This is a genomic window from uncultured Campylobacter sp., from assembly GCF_937973075.1.
GTDB lineage: Bacteria > Campylobacterota > Campylobacteria > Campylobacterales > Campylobacteraceae > Campylobacter_B.
This window is the reverse complement of the sequence record NZ_CALBWL010000034.1, coordinates 63757-86303: the sequence shown is the minus strand read 5'-3', so window position 1 is coordinate 86303 and position 22547 is coordinate 63757. Positions and strand designations below refer to the sequence as shown.

At 48.8% G+C, this 22547-nt stretch carries 22 protein-coding genes and 1 pseudogene; 9 read left to right on the top strand and 14 right to left on the bottom strand.

Annotated elements, in window-relative coordinates:
* Positions 1-210: 210 nt before the first annotated feature.
* Positions 211-378: a hypothetical protein gene (locus tag Q0274_RS04690; RefSeq protein WP_298028045.1), complete on the top strand. Its 168-nt coding sequence runs from the start codon at positions 211-213 to the stop codon at positions 376-378.
* Positions 379-468: 90 nt separating this feature from the next.
* Positions 469-1050 (top strand): LysE family translocator, encoded by a 582-nt coding sequence (locus tag Q0274_RS04685; RefSeq protein WP_298028043.1) that lies wholly within the window; start codon positions 469-471, stop codon positions 1048-1050.
* 247 nt (positions 1051-1297) lie between these two features.
* Here the strand turns inward: Q0274_RS04685 and Q0274_RS04680 are convergent, their stop codons facing one another.
* Entirely contained in the window at positions 1298-1921 is a 624-nt protein-coding gene (locus Q0274_RS04680) for a superoxide dismutase (protein WP_298028041.1), read from the bottom strand.
* 194 nt (positions 1922-2115) lie between these two features.
* On the opposite strand from Q0274_RS04680, the gene Q0274_RS04675 reads away from it, so the two are divergent.
* The 6 genes and pseudogenes from Q0274_RS04675 to Q0274_RS04650 all read left to right on the top strand — a co-directional run bounded on the left by Q0274_RS04675 (position 2116) and on the right by Q0274_RS04650 (position 6470).
* Positions 2116-2241: a hypothetical protein gene (locus tag Q0274_RS04675; protein WP_298028040.1), complete on the top strand. Its 126-nt coding sequence runs from the start codon at positions 2116-2118 to the stop codon at positions 2239-2241.
* 85 nt (positions 2242-2326) lie between these two features.
* On the top strand, positions 2327-2797 hold the full coding sequence (ribH, locus tag Q0274_RS04670; RefSeq protein WP_291939803.1) for a 6,7-dimethyl-8-ribityllumazine synthase: 471 nt from the start codon (positions 2327-2329) through the stop codon (positions 2795-2797).
* Position 2798: 1 nt separating this feature from the next.
* Positions 2799-3173, top strand: a pseudogene (gene nusB / locus Q0274_RS04665) (transcription antitermination factor NusB); the annotation flags it as partial.
* A 641-nt stretch (positions 3174-3814) separates the two neighbouring features.
* On the top strand, positions 3815-4501 hold the full coding sequence (gene pyrF, locus Q0274_RS04660; RefSeq protein ID WP_367271910.1) for an orotidine-5'-phosphate decarboxylase: 687 nt from the start codon (positions 3815-3817) through the stop codon (positions 4499-4501).
* Positions 4502-5128: 627 nt separating this feature from the next.
* Positions 5129-5377, top strand: a complete 249-nt coding sequence (locus tag Q0274_RS04655; protein WP_298028038.1) for a helix-hairpin-helix domain-containing protein — start codon at positions 5129-5131, stop codon at positions 5375-5377.
* A 235-nt stretch (positions 5378-5612) separates the two neighbouring features.
* Entirely contained in the window at positions 5613-6470 is an 858-nt protein-coding gene (locus tag Q0274_RS04650) for a DUF3108 domain-containing protein (RefSeq protein WP_298028037.1), read from the top strand.
* A gap of 28 nt (positions 6471-6498) precedes the next feature.
* Here the strand turns inward: Q0274_RS04650 and Q0274_RS04645 are convergent, their stop codons facing one another.
* The 4 genes from Q0274_RS04645 to thiH form a co-directional block, all read right to left on the bottom strand.
* Entirely contained in the window at positions 6499-7515 is a 1017-nt protein-coding gene (locus tag Q0274_RS04645; protein WP_298028036.1) for a hypothetical protein, read from the bottom strand.
* A 182-nt stretch (positions 7516-7697) separates the two neighbouring features.
* Positions 7698-8924, bottom strand: coding sequence for a thiamine phosphate synthase (locus Q0274_RS04640; protein WP_298028035.1), 1227 nt, complete (start codon positions 8922-8924; stop codon positions 7698-7700).
* Positions 8912-9529: a hypothetical protein gene (locus tag Q0274_RS04635; RefSeq protein WP_298028034.1), complete on the bottom strand. Its 618-nt coding sequence runs from the start codon at positions 9527-9529 to the stop codon at positions 8912-8914. The genes Q0274_RS04640 and Q0274_RS04635 overlap by 13 nt, the downstream gene beginning before the upstream one ends.
* Positions 9522-10655, bottom strand: coding sequence for a 2-iminoacetate synthase ThiH (gene thiH / locus Q0274_RS04630; RefSeq protein ID WP_298028033.1), 1134 nt, complete (start codon positions 10653-10655; stop codon positions 9522-9524). The genes Q0274_RS04635 and thiH overlap by 8 nt, the downstream gene beginning before the upstream one ends.
* A 221-nt stretch (positions 10656-10876) precedes the next feature.
* On the opposite strand from thiH, the gene Q0274_RS04625 reads away from it, so the two are divergent.
* Complete coding sequence (locus tag Q0274_RS04625; RefSeq protein WP_298028032.1) at positions 10877-11494, top strand: tetratricopeptide repeat protein; 618 nt, start codon at positions 10877-10879, stop codon at positions 11492-11494.
* 296 nt (positions 11495-11790) lie between these two features.
* Here Q0274_RS04625 and Q0274_RS04620 read toward each other — a convergent pair whose 3' ends face one another.
* From Q0274_RS04620 to Q0274_RS04580, 9 genes are all read right to left on the bottom strand, one after another.
* The gene (locus Q0274_RS04620; protein ID WP_298028031.1) at positions 11791-12552 is read right to left on the bottom strand and encodes a thiazole synthase; all 762 of its coding nucleotides are present in this window, start codon (positions 12550-12552) and stop codon (positions 11791-11793) included.
* A 535-nt stretch (positions 12553-13087) separates the two neighbouring features.
* On the bottom strand, positions 13088-13882 hold the full coding sequence (gene thiF, locus Q0274_RS04615; protein ID WP_298028030.1) for a sulfur carrier protein ThiS adenylyltransferase ThiF: 795 nt from the start codon (positions 13880-13882) through the stop codon (positions 13088-13090).
* 972 nt (positions 13883-14854) lie between these two features.
* Positions 14855-15058: a sulfur carrier protein ThiS gene (gene thiS, locus Q0274_RS04610; RefSeq protein WP_298028029.1), complete on the bottom strand. Its 204-nt coding sequence runs from the start codon at positions 15056-15058 to the stop codon at positions 14855-14857.
* Positions 15051-16643, bottom strand: coding sequence for an ABC-F family ATP-binding cassette domain-containing protein (locus Q0274_RS04605; protein ID WP_298028027.1), 1593 nt, complete (start codon positions 16641-16643; stop codon positions 15051-15053). Before Q0274_RS04605 ends, thiS begins: the two co-directional genes overlap by 8 nt.
* Positions 16644-16862: 219 nt before the next feature.
* Positions 16863-17990 (bottom strand): cation diffusion facilitator family transporter, encoded by a 1128-nt coding sequence (locus Q0274_RS04600; protein WP_298028026.1) that lies wholly within the window; start codon positions 17988-17990, stop codon positions 16863-16865.
* An 18-nt stretch (positions 17991-18008) separates the two neighbouring features.
* Positions 18009-18401: a hypothetical protein gene (locus Q0274_RS04595; RefSeq protein WP_298028024.1), complete on the bottom strand. Its 393-nt coding sequence runs from the start codon at positions 18399-18401 to the stop codon at positions 18009-18011.
* Between the two features lie 360 nt (positions 18402-18761).
* On the bottom strand, positions 18762-19955 hold the full coding sequence (locus tag Q0274_RS04590) for a tetrahydrodipicolinate N-succinyltransferase N-terminal domain-containing protein (RefSeq protein ID WP_298028022.1): 1194 nt from the start codon (positions 19953-19955) through the stop codon (positions 18762-18764).
* Between the two features lie 152 nt (positions 19956-20107).
* The gene (locus tag Q0274_RS04585; RefSeq protein ID WP_298028020.1) at positions 20108-21214 is read right to left on the bottom strand and encodes a hypothetical protein; all 1107 of its coding nucleotides are present in this window, start codon (positions 21212-21214) and stop codon (positions 20108-20110) included.
* Positions 21215-21255: 41 nt separating this feature from the next.
* A complete protein-coding gene (locus Q0274_RS04580; RefSeq protein ID WP_177387989.1) occupies positions 21256-22281 on the bottom strand; it encodes a hypothetical protein in 1026 nt (341 codons plus the stop codon).
* Positions 22282-22547 lie beyond the last annotated feature (266 nt).

Below are 22547 nucleotides of genomic sequence, written 5' to 3'. Positions count from 1 at the left end.
TTTAAAATTTCATTCGCTCTGTTACACACACTGCGGCGTAAGTTTTTACTCGGTGCGACACATTGTATTGAAACTTGCGGCACGGCGGTCTTGCGACTAGGTGCGAGACACTGCACCGCAGTTATAATATAAATTCAGCGCAGGCGTAGCCTGCCCCTTGTAAAGCGTCGTCGGGGGTTAGGTGGGGTTTGGGGCGAGTAGAGCAATACGGTGCTGCAGAAGCAGCGCCGCCTCTGCGAGAAGTGCGACCTCGCAACCGAGGCCCCTTCTCGCCCCATAGAAAGCTTTGACGCGTCTAGCGAAGCGGGCGGCGGAATTTTAAATTGTATCTGCACGCGCTGTGCAAGCGTGATGACAAGCGCAAAAGTGCGCGGCTAAATTTTAAAATTACATCTGCCGCCGCGACATAAAATTTCCGCGATAGGCTCGCGATAAATTTAAAATTTAGCTGCAATTTAGGGGTTTGCAATGCTTCTGTTTTTCCTTACGATCTTCCCGATATCGCTGATGCCGGGCATCAACATGACCTACGCGCTAAATCTCGGCATCGCGCGCGGCTATCTTAGGGCGCTGCCTGCGCTGCTGGCGCAGGTGCTGGGCGTCACGCTCGTGGCGCTTGCGTGCATATTCGGCGTCGCGGGCATTCTGCCTGCGCACCCTGCGGCGCTTAGCGCGATTAAAATTTTAGGCGGCGCGTATATTTTCTATCTGGGTGTCGCGACCTTTTTAGCGCGCGGAAATTTTAAGCTGCAAAAACAAAAGCGCAGCGAAAATATCTTCCTACAAGGCTTCGTAGTCGCGGTCTCAAACCCCAAGGCGTGGATATTTTTTACCGCGCTCTTTCCTCCATTTTTGGACGCGGGCAATCTTTTCGGCGCGCGCACATTTGCCCTCGTAGCCACGCTATGCGCCAGCGAAAGTATCTGCCTTAGCATCTACGCGCTGGGTGGAGCGGTGCTAAAAAATCTTCTGAAAACCCACCTGAAATACCTCGAAATTTTCTGCTCGGTGCTGATGTGCGCGATCGGGCTGTGGATGATTTTGGGCTAAAATTTTGATTAAATTTAGCGCCCGAGCTTTGATAGAATTTTTAAATTTAAAGATAGATTGAAAAGTGGTATTGCTGCGGCTAAATTCCGAGAAAAATCCCGAAATTTAGCCGCTAGCTTTGAATTAAAATTTTAAGCGATCGACCGCGTACGCTAAACGCCGCGGCAATTATCGTCCGTAGCGAACCGGCGGCGCGTTTAGGCGGTTTTGGCTTTGTGTAGTATCGCCGTACCGCGTGCGCTTAAATTTAATCTCTGCCGTGAAGCTCATCGATGTAAAATTTCACAGAGCCGAGACCCTCTTTTTTCGCCCATTCGTAGGCGCTTGAGACGAACTCCCAGTTGATGCCCGCGTAGAATTTCTCCAAATATTTCGGGCGCGCGTTGTGCTCATCGATGTAATACGCGTGCTCCCAAACGTCCACGACTAGAAGCGGCACGAGCCCCTCGGTCACCGGCGTGGCGGCGTTTTGGGTAGCTTTGATGCAAAGCTTGCCTGATTTTGGATCGTAAGCGAGCCACACCCAGCCCGAGCCGAAATGCGCCGCAGCAGTAGCCAAAAACTCGCTTTTAAAATCCGCAAAATTTTCCGCCAGCGCCGATTTTAGCTCCGCAGACGGCTCGCTAGGCTTTGCGATGCAATCCCAGTAAAAATCGTGGTTGTAAACCTGTGCTGCGTTGTTAAAAAGCCCGCCGCTAGCAGCCGTTACGATCTCGTAAAGCCCCTTGCCCGCAAACTCACCCGATTCGGTAAGTTTATTCAAATTTGCCACGTAAGTCGCGTGATGCTTGCCGTGGTGATAATCACAGGTTTCTTTACTTACGACTGCGTTGTGCGCCGCATCGAACGGCAACTCTCTAAGTTTAAACATCTTTCTCTCCTTGAAATGATTTGAAATGATTATATCCTAAAATTTCTAAATGATTAATAAAATTTATTATTTAGGATTAATTTTAAGATGAATTTCAATCTAAGCTCGTTCCTTGTTATACTCGCGCTTCAAATTTAAAATTTAGGCGGTTTTGAATAACCAAAGGCTTTGTTCTTATCCTCATCGGAGCGCTTTTGAGTGCGACCGGGCTTACGGACTTAAGCACGCTTCTAGTACGCACGATCGGCGCCGTGATCCTAGGCGTATTCATCCACCGCGAGAAAATTTCTGCGCACAAAGCACCCTCTTATTTCTCATAATTTCAAGCGCCGTGATGCTGAAATTAATTTAGAATTTTGGCGAATTTAGCTAAGCTTAGCGCTAAATTTAACGCAAAGGAAAACCATGAAAATCATCGAAGGCTCGCTTGCTCTTAAGGGCAGCGAAAAAATTCTAATTATCAACGCCCGCTTCAACCACATCATCACCGATCGCCTAGTCGAGGGGGCGCACGATGCGTTTTTGCGCCACGGCGGCAAGGAGGAGAACTTAAGCCTGATGCTTGTTCCAGGCGCTTTTGAGATCCCGCTCGCGCTTGAAAAGGCGCTAGCTTCCAAGCTTTACGACGCCGTCGTTTGCCTAGGGGCGGTGATCCGCGGCTCTACTCCGCATTTTGACTACGTAAGCGCCGAAGTAAGCAAGGGCATCGCAAACACCATGCTAAAATACGGCGCACCCGTGACCTTCGGCGTGCTTACTACCGATAACATCGAGCAAGCGATCGAACGAGCAGGTGCAAAGGCAGGCAATAAGGGCTTTGAAGCGATGAGCGGCGCGATTGAGCTTCTAAGTCTATTTCGCAACATAAAGGCGTAAAATGGCTACCAGGCACCAAGCCAGGCTCGCTGCAATCTCGCTGCTTTACTCTAAAGATATGAACGGCGGCAGCGAGGACTTTGCGGACGAATATCTGGAGGAAAAGCGCATTCGCAACGAGCAGCGCAACTGGACGCTGGCGCTTCTGCGTGGCGCTAGCGAAAATCTCGCCGCGGTCGATGCGCTGATAGATAAAAATTTAAAGGAATTCAAGCTCGCCGAAATTTCTGCTCTGGAGCGCGCGATACTGCGGCTCGGGGCGTATGAACTGCGCTTTACGGACACGGACGCGGGCATCGTCATCAACGAAGCGATCAACTCCGCCAAAGAGCTTGGCATTTCGTCCAAATTTATAAACGGCGTGCTGGACGCGCTAAAAGATAGCCCCGTAAACATCGCGGCGGATAAAATTTCCAAGCCGAATACGGCAAGCGTAAATTCCGAGCTATCCACAGCGACAAGCGAAAATTCCAAGCCCGCTGCGGCGAAAAGCTCCGCTATTTCAGATACGAACGTTGTAGCAAAAAATTTCATCCCCGCAGACACGGACGGCGAGACGAAAAATTTTACTAAGGCAAAGAGAAGCGGCACACCGAAAAATTCTGCGGCAAGTAGAAGCGGGGCATCCAAAAAGCCCGCTAATTTGAAAACTCGCAGTGCGCCCGCCAAAAAATCCGCCGCGAGCAAAAAATTTAAAACGGAGGGAAATTTTAAGACCGGAGACAAATTTAAGACGGAAAAAACGGGCAAAAATTTCAAAACTGGCGAGCGAAGTAAAAATTTTAAGACAGGCGAACGAGGCAAAGACGCCGCACCGAAAAGAGAGAGCGCAGATAGAAATTTCAGGGCGAGCAAAAACGCGGCATCGAAAAAGAGCGCTGCTGGTAAAAATACTGTGCCCAAAAGTAGCGCGGGGCGTAAAATCTCTACCGCGCCGAAAAAATCTGCTGGCGGCAGAGGCGCCGTCTCAAAAAGACCCGCAGGCAGCAAAAGCGCGGCTCACGGCAAGGATAAGCAGTGAAACTCTGCGTCGCGCTTGATCTGGGCTCGAAACAGGAGTGTTTACAGCTGGCGGAGCAGCTTGCGGACTTTTCGGATAAAATTTGGCTCAAAGTTGGGCTGCGAACTTATTTGCGCGATGGAGCGGGATTTGTGGAGGAGCTAAAAAAGCTCGGAAATTTTAAAATTTTCCTCGATCTAAAGCTTTATGATATCCCAAACACGATGGACGATGCCGCCGAGGAGATCGCTAAGCTTGGCGTAGATATGATAAACGTGCACGCAAGTAGCGGCAAACGCGCGATGGCTACGGTGATGGAACGACTGGACAGGCTCGGTTCGCGTCCGCTAGTGCTCGCGGTTTCGGCGCTAACGAGCTTTGATCAGGCCGAGTTTAGCTCGGTTTACGAGCAAAATTTAAGCGACGCCGTGCGCAAATTTAGCGTGATGAGCTACGAAGCTGGGCTTGACGGCATGGTCTGCTCGGCGTTCGAGAGCCGCCTGATAAAGGACGCAACGAGCGCAAATTTTATCACGCTTTGCCCTGGCGTACGGCCGTTTGGCGAGAGCGCGGCAGATCAAAAGCGAGTAGCGGATCTAGGCGTCGCACGCGAAGCGAGGGCTGATTTTATAGTAGTCGGTCGGCCGATCTATCAAAGCGCCGATCCGCGCGAAATTTGCGAACGGATTTTGGGTCAAATTTAGCGCCAAAGCTTGCGTAAAATTTGACGCAAGCTCGTTTTAAGCGCCGTTTCCGCGCGAAAGAAATTTTAATTAAATCATCGCACAAAGGTGGCTCGGATGACGCCAAAGCGCCGTCGTCATCTTTTTACAAAATTCGTTGGGAATTGAAACTGATAGATATTTCCTCCCTCCCAGCATTTTTCTGGGTAGAATTTCATCCCGTTGGGAATTGAAACTTAGTTACGTAGCTGTCATAGACGTTGTTCCCTGTGAGTAGAATTCCATCCCGTTGGAGTTTGAAACAAACGTATCAGATTTTTGCATTTGGTGCAAGGCGGAAGCGTAAATTTGCTCCGTCGGGGATTTAAAACGTTTAATCTTTGCCGCGCCCAAGCCCACTGCTAGCTTACGAATAAAATTTCCGATAACGAGCGCGGGCGGACGTCTTAGCACTAAAAAGCGGCGCGCATAAGCGCGGCGGCGGCCCGGCGGCGAGATAAAATTTTAAAAATTTTTCGCACCGCATGGATAAAATTTTAAAATTTGCCTCGCACGAGTGAAATTTTGAAATTCCGCACTCTCAAGGGGCTTTAAAATTTTGTCCAAATGGCGAGTCTGGCGAAATCTAAATAAAGATTGGAGTAAAATTTGAGTAAAGGCGCGAGCGATTTTAAGAAAATCCCCTATGTCGGCGAGGCGACAGAGGCCGATCTTCTCGCACTCGGCTACGAGGGCATCGCTTCTAAAGGGCGCGGATCCGAGCAGATGTATGAATGCACAAAGGCGCTCGGACGCGGCAGCGACAGGTGCATCCTCTACGTTACCGAGGCCAGCTACTACGCCAGCACACCCCGCCCAGACAAAGCCAAGCTGAAATGGTGGCTTTGGAAGGACTAAATTTACGAATTTGACCCGCGCCGTTTATAAATTTAAACGGATTTACTAACGACCGACACGGCTATATTTGCAGTACGAAACGGCGCCTCACGGAAGTACAAGCTAGCAAGCGCAACGAACGGCGCAAATTTTATGCGCGAGCTTTGCGAATACAATGCGATAAAGCGGCGCGCGAAGGGCGTAAATTTAACGGGCGCCTTATGACGGGGCGCTGCAAAGCGGAAGGACGGTAGAGATGAAATTTTTTGCTACTTTGATTTTGTGTGCGAGCGCGCTTTTGAGCGAGACGATCAGCGCGAAATATGAGATTTCGTTCGGCGTTTTCGGCGCGGTCGGCAGCGCAAACACGCGGCTCGTGCGGCAGGGCGATCGCTACGAGATCGTCATGGATGCCGTTGCGCAGGGCGTCGCGGGCAGCCTAAGCGGGCAAAGGCGCGAGAGCTTCCGCTCAAAGGGGCGCGTCGTGGCGGGGCTTTTGATGCCCGATCTCTACGTCCACGAGGTCTCGCGCAAAAAGGGCAAAACGACGAAAAACGAGCGCAAAACCTACGCCTTCGACTACGCGCGCAAAACGATAAAATTTCAAAAGTTCAAGGGCGCGGGCGGCGAGCTACAGCTCGTAAGCGATGAAATTTTGCCCTATTTTGCGACGAACGACCTGCTGAGTTTGTTTTTCAATTTCTCTAAAATCCCGCACTCGGGCGATAAATTTTTCGTCCGAGCCGCGGGCGCAAAGAGCGCCGACGGAAGGATCGACATCGAAAGGCCGCGCGGAAGCGCCGCCGCAAATATCGCGAGCGAGCTTGGCGTCGCGCCGCCTAACGATGCGGATACCAACTCCGGCGCAGCGGCAAGCGCAAGCTCTAGCGGAGCAGACACGAAAACCGGCACAACGGACGTAAATTTTAAAGGGCGCGGCGCGGGCGCAGATAAGCAGGCTGCGGCGATCTACGTGGTTTTCATCAACCAGCCGATATTTTCGAGCAGCCGAGGCGAGCTGCACCTGAGCCTAAACGAACGCGGTTACGCCGATCGCGCCGTTTTGAAGGACGTGCTGCTCTTCGGCGACATCCGCGCACGGCTCGTGGAATGAGACTTCGTAAATTTGAAAAATGCCTGAATTAAAAATTTTTAACTCTTAAAAGATAATTTGGCGCGTCTAGGTCTTTATTAAATTTTAATTTCATATATTTTTTAAGCTCGTTATATTCTTTATTAGTGGGTATAAATATAAAAAATTTATTGTAAAGTGCATCTATAATTAAAGCATCGACAAACCTACATGAAAATAATCCGCCCTTAAACAAATGAAAAATCATTTGCGGTGTAAAAATGAATACAACCGCTCCCATACAGCAAAATAACATTATAAAGACTATCATAGAGTCATCAAATATCGCACCATAAATATAAGCGAGTACGTATATGGCAAGACAGGTTTTTCCTGCGATTCTTTCCGTTTCCGTATATTTATGTGTTTCGCTTTCATAAAAAAATGCGAAAGTCTTTTTGAAATATAAAATCTCATCAAATTTCATTACGAGCTGCTCGCCTGATTTTATACATTTTATGCTTGAGTTTAAAAATATAAATTTTCTTCCGTAATGCTGCGAAAAACCCTTAAGAGCCCTAGCAACCAAAGGTCCAGTGAGCAAGATATTTGCAACTTTTCTATCGTAGGGGATATTAAATACTAAATTTATAAACATGGCAAAACAAAGCAATACCGCTATAGTTATAATATATACGATCGTTATATAATCTTTGATGACTAGCGGCTCTTTGTCGTAATCTCGAGTTTTAGCGCCCCGCGATGAAACACCGCCCGAGTTTAAATTTTGAAATTTTACCTCGGTTTGTGAGTTTAAATTCGTACCTTTTAAATTTGTATCTCGAAAATTTGCGCCGCAAAGATAATCGGCTTGCGATTCGGAGTTTGTTTGATTAAAATTCGCATTTTTAAAGCTTTTGCTACTCAAATTTGTATCGTTTAAATTTAATGAGCTGCGATCCGTTGCATCGCTTAAATCCGCATCGTCAAAGATGTCGGTACTAGCGCCTTTTCGCAGCTTTTGTTTTAAATTTCGGCGCTGTTCGTTTATAAGCTTTTTTGATTCCTCAATCCGCACTTTATCCAAAAAATATCCTTAAATTTAAATCGCTCGTATTTTATAACTTTGGGCTTAAATCGCAATAAATCGCGTTCGTTTCGCGCGTTTTTGATTTTATTAAAATATGTGCTTTTGCGTCGCGCCGCATACAGTGCAATTACGGCAGCAAGGCGCGCGGCAAAAGAAACGGACCACATTTTCGGATCGATTCATTTCTTAAATTTTCTTATGAAATCGCTCGCGTCCCGCGCCGTCATCGCTGAGCTCATAACGGCGATCCTGTCGGCTCCCGCGCGTAGGACGGAGACAAAATTGCGCGGCGTTATACCACCCAGCGCGTAAATTTCGCCGTCGTAAAACCCACGTACGGCGCGGATCAAATTTAGCCCCCTCGGCGTGAGCCCCGCCTTGCAATCGGTCGCGAATATGTGGCTCAAGCAGATCGCGCTCGCACCCAGCTCCAGTGCCTCGCGCGCCTCCGCCTCGCTGTGGCAGGAAGCGACCAATTTTTTAAAATTTGCGCGCAAAAACTCCGCCCCTCGCGCCGCGCTAAAGCTCCGCAAAACCCCGAGCGGCAGCCATAAATTTCTCTCACCCGCCCGCAGTGCAAAATCTGCAAAATTATGCACAAAGATCGCGGGCGAGCGCCTTGCCCTCTCTGCGCTCTGCGCGCCCTTCGCATTCTCCGAGTTTTCCGCCCCTTTCACGCTCTGTGAATTTTCTACGCCCTCTTTACTTTCCGAGTTTTCTGCGTACTGCGCGCTCCGTGAGCTCCCCGCGTTTTTTGCACTATGCACATCATTCGCGTTTTTTGTACTTTGCACACCCTGCATACTTCCCGCATTTTCTGCGCCCCGTACGCCTTCTGTCGCGAGTTTTGTTTCGCATACGACGCCGCGAAGCGAAATCTCGCCTGGCGTGCTATCATTCTCGCAGTTTGCAGCGCTAGTAAAATTTTCAGACAGAATTTCATCTAAAACACAAGCGGAATTTTTAGGCCAAATCTCATCCGTAGCGGCGTGCTTGCGAGCTGTATCCGCGCAAAGCTCGCTCTTGCCGCTGCCCAAATGGAGCTTTTTTGGCGCAACTTCGTCCTCGTCGCGCTCGTAGAGCAAAATTTTATCCGCGCAGGCCGCGCTCGCGTCCAATCCGCCCGCGAAAGCCTGGGTTTCGCCAAATTTAGCGGCACTAGCTTCATTTACAATAATTCCGTCCGCACGGGCTGTATCCGCGCAAAACCCGCTCTTGCAGGCATTTAAAATTTTACCAAACAGCGCCGCATAGGCCGTTTCGTCTAAATCCTTTTCGCGCACGACGATCTCGCCTACGCCCGCCGCGGCAAAATCCGCTATACGCGCGAGTAGCGCCGCCTCACCGCCGCAGAGCGCGCGATTTGTGATGATCGTAATGCGTAAAGCAAGCCCTAAATCCTGCATCTGCCCGCTCCTTTAAGCTCAACATCCGTACGCGAGGCAGCACTCAAATTTAAAATTTTGCCTGCGATACTAGGGATTAAAATTTTACTTGCTAGGGCGAGCGCCGAAATCCCCGCCGTCACGCCATATTTCAAAATTTCGCCCGCCTTAATAAGGTCTGAAATTTCCGCCGCAGCGCTAAAACTCAAAGCGTTCGCCCAGCTCCTCGATTTTAGCGACCTTGCGTTGCCACCGCATAGGAACCTGAAGCTCGTGCCGTTTTTAAATTTAAAATTTATGCCGCCCGCGGGCTCGGAATCTGCACTGCCCTTAAATTTTAAATCCGCGTATGTGTTCCTAGGCCTTAAATTTACGCACGAATTTTGTAACTCAAAATTTCCCGCGCCCGCTGATGACACGATGTCGAAAATTTTATAATCCGTCATAACGCCATAAATTTTATCGCCGTGTACGGCAACGTAAAATTCGGCGTCGTATTTTACGCTAAAAATTTTACTTCTGCGCTGGGCAGCACTAAATCCGCCCTCGAGCCCGGCGCTGCAAATCTCGCGTCTAACGCCGTAAATTTCATCCACGCACGCGGCAGAATTTCGCGCCTCACACATAGATATACTCGCTCATCAGTGGCTGCAGCCCGCAGCCGCTGATCGCCTCGCAGACCTCGCTTACGCTGCGCGCGTCGCTGATCTCGAACTGCTCGTCGCCCCTCTGCTCGCTGTGTCCGCCTATACCCACGCTTACGCCCGCTGAAATTTTGCTCGCCGCGATCCTAATCGCATTGTCGCGGAAGCCCGCCCTCTCGCGCGTGGAGATCGTGATCTGCGCACTTGGTAGCAGCAGCCGATACGCGCACATGACCTGCAGCAGCTCGCGCTCGCCGACGCCCTTCGGGTTTATTTTATCGTTATTGATGATCGGGCGCAGGCGCGGCACCGAAAAGGCAATCTCGGCGCACGGGTACTTGCGCTGAAGCAGCCACGCGTGCACGCCCGTAGCAAAGGCATCGCGGCGGAAGTCTCCGAGCCCCAAAAGCGCCGCAAAGCCCACGCCGCGCATACCGCCTCTAATCGCGCGCTCTTGAGCTGCGAAGCGATACGCAAAAACGCGCTTGTTGCCCGCAAGATGCAGCTGCGCGTAGCGCGCGGGGTCGTAGGTTTCTTGAAAAACGGTGACGAAATCGACGCCGCAAGCATGCAAATAGGCGTAATCGGCGGAGTTTAGCGGATAAATTTCGACGCCGATTACCTTAAAATACTGCCGCGCGAGCTCGCAGGCGCGCCCGATGTAGCGCACGGGGCTGTTTTTCTCGCTCTCGCCCGTGAGGATCAAAATTTCTTCTAGTCCGCTCGCCGCGATCGCCTCAAACTCCGCCTTTAGCTGCGTCTCATCGAGCCTTGCGCGCGCGATTTTGTTTTTGCAGTTAAAGCCGCAGTAAACGCAGAGATTGTCGCAGTAGTTTGAGATGTAAATCGGCGTGAAAACGGCGATGTTGCTGCCGAAATGCGCCGCTTTTTCGCGCGCTGCGGCTTGCGCGATCTGCTCCAAATGCTCGCCCGCGCGCACGCTTAGTAGAGCGGCAAAATCGCGCAGACCTCTGTTTTTCGCGCCGATCGCCCTTTGCACGTCAGCCTCGCTCGCCTCCTCACAAAAGCCCTCGCGCAGAGCAAGCGTACGCTCCATCATCTCGCTTCCAATATCCTCCATGCCCGCTAGATAGCCGGTTCCCATCATCTTTAAAATTTTCCTTTTAAATTTTCATTTAAATTCTACGCGACACATTTGCGTGCAAATTTATGTGGCGCAAAGTTTCCTTTCGTTTGGTTTAGAAGCGCATTTTAGCAGGATTTAGGTAAAAAATTGCAAAACGAGGAGTGCCCCCCGTTCGCATTTTAAATTTTAGTGATTATTAAAAGATGAAAGAATATACTTTTGCAAAATTTTAAGGAGAAGTAATGAAAAAAATCATCTTGGGTTTAGCTCTGTTGGGATCTTTGGCTTTTGGCATAAATTTTAGCAAAGAGCAAGTTAAACAATTTGAGCAAAATTGCGAAGCAGGTGATTTTGAGGCTTGCAGTTACGCTGGTGCTCTTTATAAAGATCCGACTGAATTTGGCAGAAACGCATCCGATAGGGACTATAAAAAGACGCTCTATTTTTACAAAAAAGCTTGCGATGGAAATGTTTATGAGGCTTGCTCGGATTTGGGAGTAATGTACTTCGACGGCAAAGGGGTAAAAAAAGATTATAAAAAGGCTGTCGAGCTATTTAATAAGGCTTGCGACGACGGGGATGCGGGCAGCTGCAGCAATTTAGGCATTATGTATGCAAACGGCAAAGGGGTAAAAATGGATATAACGCGGGCTATGGGATATTACAGAAGAGCTTGCGATGCAGGAGTTTGGATAGCTTGCGGGAATTTCGCTTCGGTTCTTGAAGCAGGTGGCGACAGAGCAAGAGCGGCGCAATACTATCAAAAAGCCTGCGAAATGGGCAAAAAGGACCCGGTGCTATTAGACTATGAAAAAGACTATTTACGAAAATACTGCGACAAATACGACATACTAAAATAGCCCACTGATTAATAAGACTTCTTTCGATCGGGCTACTTGGTGCGATGAAATTTTAAAATTTCATCGCCGAGCTTGCCGCGCATTGTACCGCTGCCAAATTATACTTTTCGCCACTACGCTTTAAGATGCCTAGCGAAGTGCGGAATTTAGGTCGTTTGGCGAGGCTTAACAAAGCGCGTCAGGATTTAACTCACATGGCGCAAAACCCTTGCACGATATGTATCTATAGCTCAAGAAATGCAAATTCCGCGCAAAAACACAGCTCGCATAACCAAGTGCGTTTAAAATTTTAACCGCTACCTTAAAAATCCCGTTAGCGGCGAGCTTGCGCGGGCCGTTTCGCAAACGGCGCCGAGCCCCGCCAGATAGGCATCGCGCCCCGCCTGCACGCCGAGCGCAAATGCCCGCGCCATCAGCGCTAGATCCCCGCTCGTGGCGATCGCCGTATTTACCATCACCGCAGCGCAGCCCATCTGCATCGCCTCGCAGGCCTCGCTAGGTGCGCCGAGCCCCGCATCTACGATGATAGGCACGTCGATTTCGCCCAGCAAAATTTCGATCATTCCCCGCATCATCAGCCCGCGGTTGGAGCCGATCGGCGCGGCCAGAGGCATCACGGCGGCGGCCCCTGCGCTTACCAGATCGCGCGCGACGCACAGATCGGCGTGCATGTAGGCAAGCGGCACGAAACCCTCGCGCGCTAGGGCCTCGCAGGCCTTGATCGTCTCGGCGTTGTCGGGCAGAAGGTATTTGCTATCGCCTATGATCTCGATCTTTACAAAGTCGCCGCAGCCCAGCTCGCGCGCGAGCCGTGCGATCCGCAGCGCTTCCTCGGCGTTTCGCGCGCCGCTGGTATTCGGTAGCAGCGTGACGCCGCGGGGGATGAAATCCAAGATATTGCGGCTCTTGCTTTCGTTCACGCGGCGCAGCGCAAGCGTGACGATCTCGCAGCCCGCGTGCCGCACGCAGGCGTCGATCATCGCGTGATCGAACTTGCCAGAGCCCATTATCAGGCGCGAGCTAAACTCCCTGCCGCCTAAAATCAGTTTATCGTCCATTCTATCCTCTTTAGTTTAAATTTCGTTTTCACATACGGCGCAGATGGCGCAATATCAGCACTCGCGCACTGGTGCATTATACACAGCGCGAAATTGCAGCACAGATATGTGCACCCTGCTTCTGTCGCTATTTTAACGCGCCGCACGACGCTGCATCGAAGCTTTAAAATTTCTCGTCAAATTTTAGCCACGACACAAAAATTTTAAAATTTAACGCGCAGGCTGCAGCTCGCTTTGCTGCACGAAATTTTAAATCCTACATTCAAAAGTAGCTTACTCGCGCCGAATAAATTTTAAAATTTTACTTATCTGCGAGCTGCGCACGGCAAATGGTTTAAATTTCGTCGTTTAAATTTGCATATCGCGGCTAATTTTACGCGGCGCGCAGCAAATTTCACGCCGTCTTAAAAACGCGCGCTGTATACACGCCGAAACGCCCTCTGCTTCTCAAAACAATCGCGCGAGGCTTAAATTTAGCGGCAATGTACAAAGGCGCGTAAATTTAGAAATGCGGACGCGCCATGAGCGACCAGGCTTAGCCCTCTTCGCCCAAAATCAGCCTAAGCGCGACGTTTGCCTGATGAGCGGCGCAGATCGCCACGCGCGGCGCGAGCAGCCCCACGCCCTGAGCCGCGGCGCTTTTGCGGTCGCCGCAGACGAAGACGTTTTTGCCGAGCCGCGTCGTGCGAATATCGTTGGCATCGCCGCTGCCTGCCATGCCGCTAGCACAGATCAAAAAGCGATCCGTGCCGCCGAATGCGCCAAAAATCATCGCTTTCGCCGCCGCGTCGTCGAAGCACTCGCAAATTATACGCTCGTTTTTTAAAATTTCGGCTACGTTTTGCGCGGTAAGTCGCTCGTTTAAGGTTCGCACGCGCACGAACGGGTTTATGCGCGCGATTTTTTCGCGCATAGCGGCCGTTTTGGGCTTGTAAAGATCGCTTATCTCGTACTGCTGGCGGTTCAGGTTAGTCGGCTCGACGACGTCGAAGTCGATCAAAAAGAGCTCGCCTACGCCAGCACGCGCAAGCAGGATCGCGACGTTGGAGCCGAGCCCGCCGAGCCCGCAGATCGCCACGCGCGAGCCTTGCAGCGCGGCGTTTACGGCGGGAGCGTTGCGAGCAAACATCAGCTCGCGAAGCTCCTGCGGTGATAGCTCCGCGCCGCGCGCGAGCAAAAAGAGCTCATCGCCCGCCTTTATCTCGCAGTTTTGCGTGCTCGCATAGCCGTTTATCACGACGATATCACTGCTAAATTCAACTTCGCGCTTAAGCCCCTCAAGATCGCTCGCGCCCGTTTCGTAAGCTTTGCCGTTTAATTTTATCTGCATTTTGATCCTAAATTTTATCTTTTTGCCGTTTAAATTTATCGCGCAAATTCAAACTTACACGCGGCGCCTCATATCTGCGCGAACATAGCGCGCATTTAACGGTATTGCGGCACAGTCGCGGTAGAGATCTACGCAGCTACGACGCACCGCGCAAACGCTCGCACGAGCTACGACGCAAACTAGGCGTACCGAGCGCATCGCACGCGATTTTAATCCGCAAATTTCATCCTGCTTTTACGCGTCATGTTTAGCCTCGCGCATTGCATTCGGCCAATACGGCGGCGCGTCTTAGTGGCTCCGTACAGAACGCGCAGCGCAAGCTAAATCCGTTAAATTTTAGCGCATTAACTCCCGCTTGTCGGTTAAATTTAAAGTCGCAAAATCTAGAGCGATCCGCCAAACTTAAAAGCCGCTAAACGCCTGAATAAACCGCGCTGCGGCTAAATTTAAAATTTCAAGCCCGCCCGACGAAAAAGCGGCACGCAGTAGCATGCATCGCAATGTGCATGGCGGCAGAGATCTCGGGATAAATTTTAAACCCCGCGCCCAAATCCCGCAACTTCGGCGTAAATTTTAATTCCCGTGCTCAAACCTACGGCGCCGATGCAGTTTTAAAGCCCACATCTGCCGCGGCAGCTGGCGACGCAAATTAACGTTTCGCCGCAGCAATAAAAATTTAAACTATATCGCCGCGGAGCGAATTTTAAAACTCCTGCGTTTCGCCGCCGCGGATTAGTTAGCTTACAAAATTTAAAAGCTCACCGCAGGCGCCAGGCTACCGCGGCTTCCTCATAAATTTAAAAACCCAAACGCGCTATGTCTCCGTGCCACCGTACCGCTTAAAATTTTAACGACGCGCATACAAATTTTAAGCCCGGGTCGCTATGTCGCTAAGCCGATTAAAAGTTAGCGACCTCCGCGCGGATTTAAACCTCGGCTGCGTAATTTTTAAAATAATTCAAAGCTCCGATCTCAGCCGCCGCCTACGAACTCGACGATTTCATATTTTTTGCCGCTTGAGATCTGCGTGTGCTCCCACGCCTCTTTTTTTAAAATTTCGCCGTCGCACTCGAGCGCCACGAAGCGCAGATCGTGTCCGCGCAGGCGCAAAAACTCGCTCACGCTCATATCCTGCGCTAGCTGCAGCGGCTCGCCGTTTACGCAGATCTCAATCATCGCTTGCTCCCAAGCTCTCGCGATACTCCTCGTAAGTGCCCCTAAAATCGACGATTTCGCCGTCTCCTTTGAGGTGTAAAATTCTATTTGCGAATGCGTCGATGAGCTCGCGGTCGTGGCTCACGCAGATCGCGCAGCCCGCGAAGTTATACAGCGCTTCGCCGAGCGCGATGATCGCCTCAAGATCAAGGTGGTTGTTGGGCTCATCGAGCACCAGCAGGTTCGGGCGTTGCAGCATTAGCTTGCTTAGCATCACGCGGTGTTTCTCGCCGCCGCTTAGGCTGCCTACGCTTTTTTCTTGCTCCGCGCCGCTAAAAAGCATGCGCCCAAGGCATTTGCGAATTTCATCCAGATCCCTATTCTGAGGACTTTGTAAATATTCGTAGAGCTTGAGCTCGCCTGAAATTTTATTATTCGTATCCTGCGCGAAATACCCAGGCTCGATCGTGGCGCCCATGTGAACCTTGCCGCTAAGAGGCGCGAGCTCGCCCATTATGATCTTGCAAAGCGTGCTTTTACCTACGCCGTTTCGACCGATGATGCCGATCTTATCGCCGTGAGCGAGCTTGAGGTTAAAATTTTTCAAAATCTGAATATCACCGAAGCTCATATCTACGCCGCTTAGCTCTAAAATTTCATTGCCGATCTCGCGCGCGGGCTTGAATAAAATGCTAGGCTCCCTGCGCGAAGAGGTCGCAAGCTCGCTAAGATCGAGTTTATCAAGCTGTTTTTGACGGCTCGTTGCCTGCTTTGCTTTGCTTGCATTGGCGCTGAAGCGAGCGATAAATTTTTCAAGCTCAGCCTTCTCTTTGAGCTTTTTTTCGCGCTCAAACTGCGCCTGTTTGAGGGTAAGATTGGACGCTATGAACCAGTCGTCATAATTGCCGCTAAATTCGCGCACCCGCCTAAAATCCACGTCGAGGATGTCCGTGCAGACGCGGTTTAAAAAGTGGCGGTCGTGGCTGATGACTACGAGCGTGCCCGCGTGGCGATTTAGCTCAAACTCGAGCCACGAAATGGCGTCGATATCGAGGTTATTCGTCGGCTCGTCCAAAAACAGCACGTCGGGGCGCGGGAAGAGCACCTGCGCGAGAAGGACCTTAAATTTATCGCTCGTCTCGATCTCGCTCATCTTTTTATCGAAATCATTCAGCCCCAGCGAACTTAAAATTTTCTCGATCCGCGTTTCGTACTCGTAAGCGGGATCCTCCTCGGCGCAGATCATCTCAAGCTCGCCTAGGCGCTCGTTTATCTCGTCGTTAAACTCGCCCGCCTCGTAAAGCTGCGTCTTTTCGCGCACGGCGTCATAAAGGCGCTTGTTGCCGTAAAGCACGGCGTCTTTGACGCTGAAACTTTCAAAGGCGAATTGATCCTGCCCCAAAACGCCGATTTTAAGCCCGCTTTGTATTAAAATTTCGCCGCTGCTTGCTTCGATCTGCCCGCTTAAAATTTTAAGCAGCGTCGATTTGCCCGCGCCGTTTGCGCCGATGAGACCGTAGCGCCTGCCCTTATCGAGGCTTAAATTTACGTTTTCAAAAAGTAGCTGTTTGCCAAAGCGCATCGTTAGATCTTTGATTTCAACCATATTTTTCCTTTTAAATTTCTCTTTGCATTGCCTTGCGCGCGGACTTTTGCCAAATTTTGCGCGCAAATTTCATATCACGGTTTATTGCAGCTTTTACGCCGCTTCACGTTTCTTAATGCCGCGATGAAATTTCTCCTATTGTAGCTTAAAATTCTGAAATTTCGCCGAAGAGGCGCAGGCGAGCGCGATTAAATTTAAACCGCTAGAGCAATTTAAATTTTAACCGCTGTAATCGCTATCGCGAGTGATGATGAGCGTATAGTTCGGATACGCCGCGCGCGCCTGCTTGCAAACCGCGCGAAACGTCGCCTCCATATCGGGCGCTGCGAAATCAACGATAACGTCGAAGCTGATCGAGCGCTTTTCCTCGTCGAGATAAAATCCATGTATCTGCGAGACGAACTTATGCGAAAACGCCATCTGCTTGATATGCTCGTAGATCTCGGCGGCGCGCGGATCGTTTCTATTAAACGCGTAAATTCCAACGGTATCCAGGATGATATTAAATTTCGCAAAAACGGCGTTTTGAATGCGGCGCGTAAGAGCGTCGATCTGCGCTGCGGTCGTATCGCTTGCCACCTCGATATGTACCGAACCTACCATTTTATCTGGTCCGTAGTCATGAAACATCAGATCGTATGCGCCGATGACGCCCTCAAAGCCGCGCACGACGTCGTAAATTTCATTCGTCAGCTCCAGGCTCGGGCGCGAGCCCAAAAGCTTGCTGATCGTATCGCGCAGAATTTCATACGCCGTTTTGATCAGAAGAGCCGAAATTATCGCGCCCAGATACGCCTCCAAGCTCAGTCCGAAAATAAGCGAAATCAAAGCCGCTACGAGGGTGGCTAGCGATACGAGCGCATCGTATTTGGCATCCACGCCGCTAGCGATGAGCGAGTCCGAGTTCACGCGCTCACCCGTCTTTTGCGTATAAAGCCCTAGGCTAAATTTCGCCGCGACGGCTACGGCGATGATGGCGAGCGAAACCGCATTATAATTCGCCGCTTGCGGATGAATGATCTTTTTGATCGATTCGACGAGCGAGACGCCGCCGGTGTAGAGGATGATGACGGCGATTACGATCGCGCTTAGATACTCGATCCTGCCGTGCCCGAAGGGATGCGCGCGATCGGGTTGCTTGCTAGCAAGATGCACGCCCACGATCGTAATGACGGACGAAAGCGCGTCGCTTAGGTTGTTTACGGCATCTAGCACGATCGCGATCGAGCCTGAGATCAGTCCCACGACACCCTTAAATGCCGCTAAAATTACATTTGAAATGATACCGATCGCACCGGTGCGAATGATGATTTTATCTCTGCTATACGCCGCTTGAGGCACTTCCATTATCTCTCCTTTGAAATTTTATTCCAAGCCGCAATCGCTGTGCGTGTAGGTCAGATCGGCGATTTTTTCGCCGCTTTGCAGAAATTCTCGTACACCTATGCGCTTTAGACCGCCCGCTTTCATCATCGAGCAGACGTCCTTTTGCCTGTTGGCGCGCAAAATGCTTTCAAAATTTTGCTTGATTTTGGGATCTACTTTATCCCAAATTTCATTTTTTAGAATCGTAGGAATTACAAATTTATCGCCCTCGCATGTAGCCGCGCCCAACTCTATATTTTTAGTCGCGGGGTGACTGTGCCCATTTACGGCATCCGCCAAAGCCTTGCAGCGCTCGGCATCGGCATCTACATCTCCCGCAAGTGCTGCGCTGCAGATAAATACGCCGAACAGGACGGGTGTTAAATTTTTCATTTTCGCTCCCATAATTTTATTTGAAATATATCACATTAAAATTTTAAATTCAATCTATTTTTAAAATTTAAGAATCCTCTGCGCGACGCAAATCCGCTAGCCGCCAAAATTACTTGCATTAAAATAACGGTGTAAATTCCGCAAATTACCGATAGAGATTTTTAAATCGCGGCAAAAATTCTTTAAATTCCGCGTGAAATTCTATGAGCGGAAATTTTTGTGATGGATCACATGCGCTCGCTCGAAGCGGTGTATGGCAAGGTCATCCAAATCTTTTTTAACTTGCCGTTTAAGTTATAAATTTAACGCAGCTTAAAAAAAGCTCTAGCCAATCTGCGCCCGCCGTTTAAATTTATAAATTTAATGCAGTTCCGCGTTGAGTTTGATCGCACGCTTGCTAATGCTTGCCGTAACCTGCCCGCTTTGGCTGTTTTGTCGGAAGTGCAGACCGCTAAGCCCGGCAAGCTCAAGCCCTTTATAAATTTCACGATCAAACGCAAAGCCCGCATTTAGCGCCGCTAGCGCCTCGCGATCCTTTTGCGCGATGAAAACCTTCGTGCCCTCAAGTACCGCAATACCCGCATCCACGATGCAGCGATCGCCTAGCGGAATGCCCGTGACGGAGTTTGCGCCCAGTAAGCAGTGCTTGCCGATGCTCACGGCATTGCCGTTGGTGCCGCTTAGCACGCCCAAAATCGACGCGCCGCCGCCTATATCGCTGCCCTCTCCCACGACGACCGAGCTGCTGACGCGCCCCTCGATCATAACGCTGCCGGTCGTGCCTGCGTTGAAATTTACATACGCAGCACCCGGCATCACGGTCGTACCCGCGGCGATATGCGCACCCAAACGCACTTTCGCATCGTCTAAAATCCGCACATTTTGCGGCGGTGCGACGTGGCTTAGGTAGCGCGGAAATTTATCGACGCTGATGATACGCGGATAGCGGCCTTGCATTTTTAAAGAGATTTCGTTTTCACGCAGCCACCAAAGCTCGATCGGGCGGGCGTTTTCGTCCCACGCAACATTCGGAAGCACGCTAAATGCGCCATCTAGATTGAGCGTGCGCGGCTCGCAGAGATTTAGCGAAAGCGCGTAAAGCTTGAGATAGACGCTCTCGACGCTTTTCGGCGCGGTATCCTCAAAGATGAAGCTAGCGCAAAAGCTCGCGTGCTCGTCCGATTTCATCGCCTCTTTAACCGCAAGCAGCACCTGCAGATTTTTGTGCGCGCCCTCTTTGGCGTCTGGCTGTAGAAATTTTAAAACCTCGATCGCCTTTTTTAGGGCTTTGTGCGTCAGCGGAAGGACGCACTCACTACCGCTAAAATCCACGACCTCGCCGCATTCGGTTAGAGCATGGATTAGCACTGCTGCGCTTACTAGCCCATCTTTAAAATTTACGTGCGCGTAATTTACGCTTAGGATTTTATGCTCTTCCGCGCGCCCCTTAAATACGCGCCCGATCGCCCACATCATCGGATCGCGATAGCCCTTTTTGGCGCGAACTTTATCCGCAAAAGCTCGCAGCTCGCTTAGGCTTTTAATCTCTTTCATATTTAATCCTTAATCGCAAAATTGTGCGGGAGTATAGCTAAATTTAATTTAAAAGGGGATTTGAAAAGGTGCATGAATGGAATTTAAAAGCAAAAACACGCGCTTTTAAATTCTTGATTATTTTGCTTTAGATTGTTTGGCTTCTTGTAGTTTTATTTCGGAACACTTGCTTTAGTATCTTTTTTAACTTTGGTAACAATGCTCACATCCTCGCTAGGGACTTTCCTCCTTATAGTTTTAATGCAAGAGTCGCCGATATCGATGCAATTACTATACGTGCGATCAAATTCTACATAAGCATATTTGCCGTCATCGAAAATTAACTTACCGCTAATAACGGATTCATTTTTATCTTTTAGATAAATTTCAGCATGATCGGAAGCTAAACCCATGAACTTGAATAATTTATCGTAAGCTTTTGTATAAATATCTGGAGAAAACGCAAGGATAACTATATAAATGAAAAATATTAAACTACATATAACACTTATAAACCCAATTTTTTTATCTTCCTCTGTCTTAATTAATTCTTTTATATACTTTTTAAGAAAAGATTTAATATAATATAAAATAATAATGATGATAACAATGAATAAAAAACATATAAGTACAATAACTGTAGTACAACATCGGTACGATATAAAATAACAACATGAAATAATTGAGAGAACAAATAAAATTGAGATAACTAGATCATATATTTTTGTATACTTTTCAATCAAAAAATTAACTTTTTTATATAATAATAATAGTTTATTATCCAATCTTTTAAAAATAAAAATGAGAAATGTCATTATAGTATTATATATTATGAATCTATAGTATATACTAGCATGATTTACCCATATTATTACTATAAAGAAGAATATTATAAGCCAAGTAAAAAAAATATAAAGTTTTCTATATGCATTATTTTTATCAAATATGTCATAATAAATATATGCTATCGTAGAACCATATAGGGTGACTAAAAATAAAAAAGCAAACAGTCCAGATAACGCGAACAGCCATATATATTTTATGCTAAATATTTCGTAGCTAAAAAAATCATTATGCATCATATAAGTAGCTGAAAATGTAAAGATACTAATTATACCAAATACAAATATAACTGAAAAGAACAGCTTTCTTATTCTTGCTATCCTTTTTTCTACTGATGCCTCTTTATTTACAATACTTTTCGTATTAGTTATACTCGTTGTTTCATCGTTATCAGAGGTATCTTTTAGTTCAAGTTCGCTTTTTTCCTCATTACTCATTATCTACTTCTACTCCTTTTACTTAAATTTTAAATTTCATCCTACCTAAACACATCATCCATCGGTGTGCTTTCGCATTTCTTGCGGTCGGCTTCTACCGAAAGCAGGCGAGCTTTACTTTCGTCTAAAATCTTTGGAGTAATAACAAGCCCCGGCAAATCTAAAGAATTTACGGCGTGCTTGCCGGCAAATGCCCCCAGGCCTCTGCCAAATATCCCGTTTACGCGCCCGTTCATATCATAAATCTCGCTTCCGTCGCAGTGAAAGACATTGCCCGAGATGCACTCGCATTTAAGCCCATCCGCAGCCTCTGTGTATCTGTAGTCCTCGACGTAAAGCGCACCGCTTACGCCACGGACGCTACTAATGGGATTGTAAATTAACACGGCTAGAATTTCGTTATTTTGCGGATTTGAGATCTCCCACTCCACGGCGCGATATGAGCTAAGCAGCAGCACGATAGGCTTAGCGGATTTGGCTAAATTTAGCTTGACGCGATTATTCATCTGCGCGCTTTCGTAGATCGCGCCCAGCCACAGATCGTAGTCCTTATCTGCAGGGATCTTGGCTACGGCGTCTTTTTGACGATAAAAGGGCTCTACATCTTTAAAATCAACGAAAAGCTCGCTAGAATGCGCGTCATTTAAAAACCACGCTTCGATCTTGTGCTTGCCCTTACTAAATTTATACGTAAGCGGGCGCTTTTGATTGCTAGATGTCCCACCTAGCACATCCGTGCCGTCCACGGCGATTACCAGCGTAGACCAGCCGTAATCTCCTAGCACCATCTTTTCGATATCTGCGTCGAAATTAAACTCACCGACCCAATACGCCATAAGATTTGGAGACGGAATTTCATGAAAGGAATTTCCTTCGTAATTGACACTGATGCGATCGACGTTTTCAGAGAAAACCACTTTCTTAGGCTCATCTTTATTCAGATAAAACGCCAAAAACTTATCCTGCGGGATCTGCGCATCCGCAGTAATCTCTTTCGCCCATTTTTGCATATTGCTCTCTTGCGCGAACGCCGCAAATGCAAGCACCAAAATAATCAAAAACCTCATTACCGACCTTTCTTATTTCGTATAAAAGTAAAATCCCTAAACCTAAAAGCCCTAGGCTTAGGGATTTTGCCGCCTTGGCTCCACAGCTTATACGAATAAAATTCCAACTGCTTAAATTTCAGCTGCGCGAGAAATTTACTTTCGCAATCACTACAGATAAAATTCCGTCCCAAATAAACTCTACAGAGGCTTTCGCAGATAAACTCCACCGCTATAAAGCCCGGCGAAGTAAAAATTTAAACTAGCGCAATGCTGCGACTACCACT

Excerpts from the sequence above, each read along its gene's own strand:
- Q0274_RS04685 (WP_298028043.1), top strand. The coding sequence starts at position 469 with ATGCTTCTGTTTTTCCTTACGATCTTCCCGATATCGCTGATGCCGGGC.
- Q0274_RS04680 (WP_298028041.1), bottom strand. The coding sequence starts at position 1,921 with ATGTTTAAACTTAGAGAGTTGCCGTTCGATGCGGCGCACAACGCAGTC.
- ribH (WP_291939803.1), top strand. The coding sequence starts at position 2,327 with ATGAAAATCATCGAAGGCTCGCTTGCTCTTAAGGGCAGCGAAAAAATT.
- Q0274_RS04650 (WP_298028037.1), top strand. The coding sequence starts at position 5,613 with ATGAAATTTTTTGCTACTTTGATTTTGTGTGCGAGCGCGCTTTTGAGC.
- Q0274_RS04640 (WP_298028035.1), bottom strand. The coding sequence starts at position 8,924 with ATGCAGGATTTAGGGCTTGCTTTACGCATTACGATCATCACAAATCGC.
- Q0274_RS04635 (WP_298028034.1), bottom strand. The coding sequence starts at position 9,529 with ATGTGTGAGGCGCGAAATTCTGCCGCGTGCGTGGATGAAATTTACGGC.
- thiH (WP_298028033.1), bottom strand. The coding sequence starts at position 10,655 with ATGATGGGAACCGGCTATCTAGCGGGCATGGAGGATATTGGAAGCGAG.
- Q0274_RS04625 (WP_298028032.1), top strand. The coding sequence starts at position 10,877 with ATGAAAAAAATCATCTTGGGTTTAGCTCTGTTGGGATCTTTGGCTTTT.
- Q0274_RS04620 (WP_298028031.1), bottom strand. The coding sequence starts at position 12,552 with ATGGACGATAAACTGATTTTAGGCGGCAGGGAGTTTAGCTCGCGCCTG.
- thiF (WP_298028030.1), bottom strand. The coding sequence starts at position 13,882 with ATGCAGATAAAATTAAACGGCAAAGCTTACGAAACGGGCGCGAGCGAT.
- thiS (WP_298028029.1), bottom strand. The coding sequence starts at position 15,058 with ATGATTGAGATCTGCGTAAACGGCGAGCCGCTGCAGCTAGCGCAGGAT.
- Q0274_RS04605 (WP_298028027.1), bottom strand. The coding sequence starts at position 16,643 with ATGGTTGAAATCAAAGATCTAACGATGCGCTTTGGCAAACAGCTACTT.
- Q0274_RS04600 (WP_298028026.1), bottom strand. The coding sequence starts at position 17,990 with ATGGAAGTGCCTCAAGCGGCGTATAGCAGAGATAAAATCATCATTCGC.
- Q0274_RS04595 (WP_298028024.1), bottom strand. The coding sequence starts at position 18,401 with ATGAAAAATTTAACACCCGTCCTGTTCGGCGTATTTATCTGCAGCGCA.
- Q0274_RS04590 (WP_298028022.1), bottom strand. The coding sequence starts at position 19,955 with ATGAAAGAGATTAAAAGCCTAAGCGAGCTGCGAGCTTTTGCGGATAAA.
- Q0274_RS04585 (WP_298028020.1), bottom strand. The coding sequence starts at position 21,214 with ATGAGTAATGAGGAAAAAAGCGAACTTGAACTAAAAGATACCTCTGAT.
- Q0274_RS04580 (WP_177387989.1), bottom strand. The coding sequence starts at position 22,281 with ATGAGGTTTTTGATTATTTTGGTGCTTGCATTTGCGGCGTTCGCGCAA.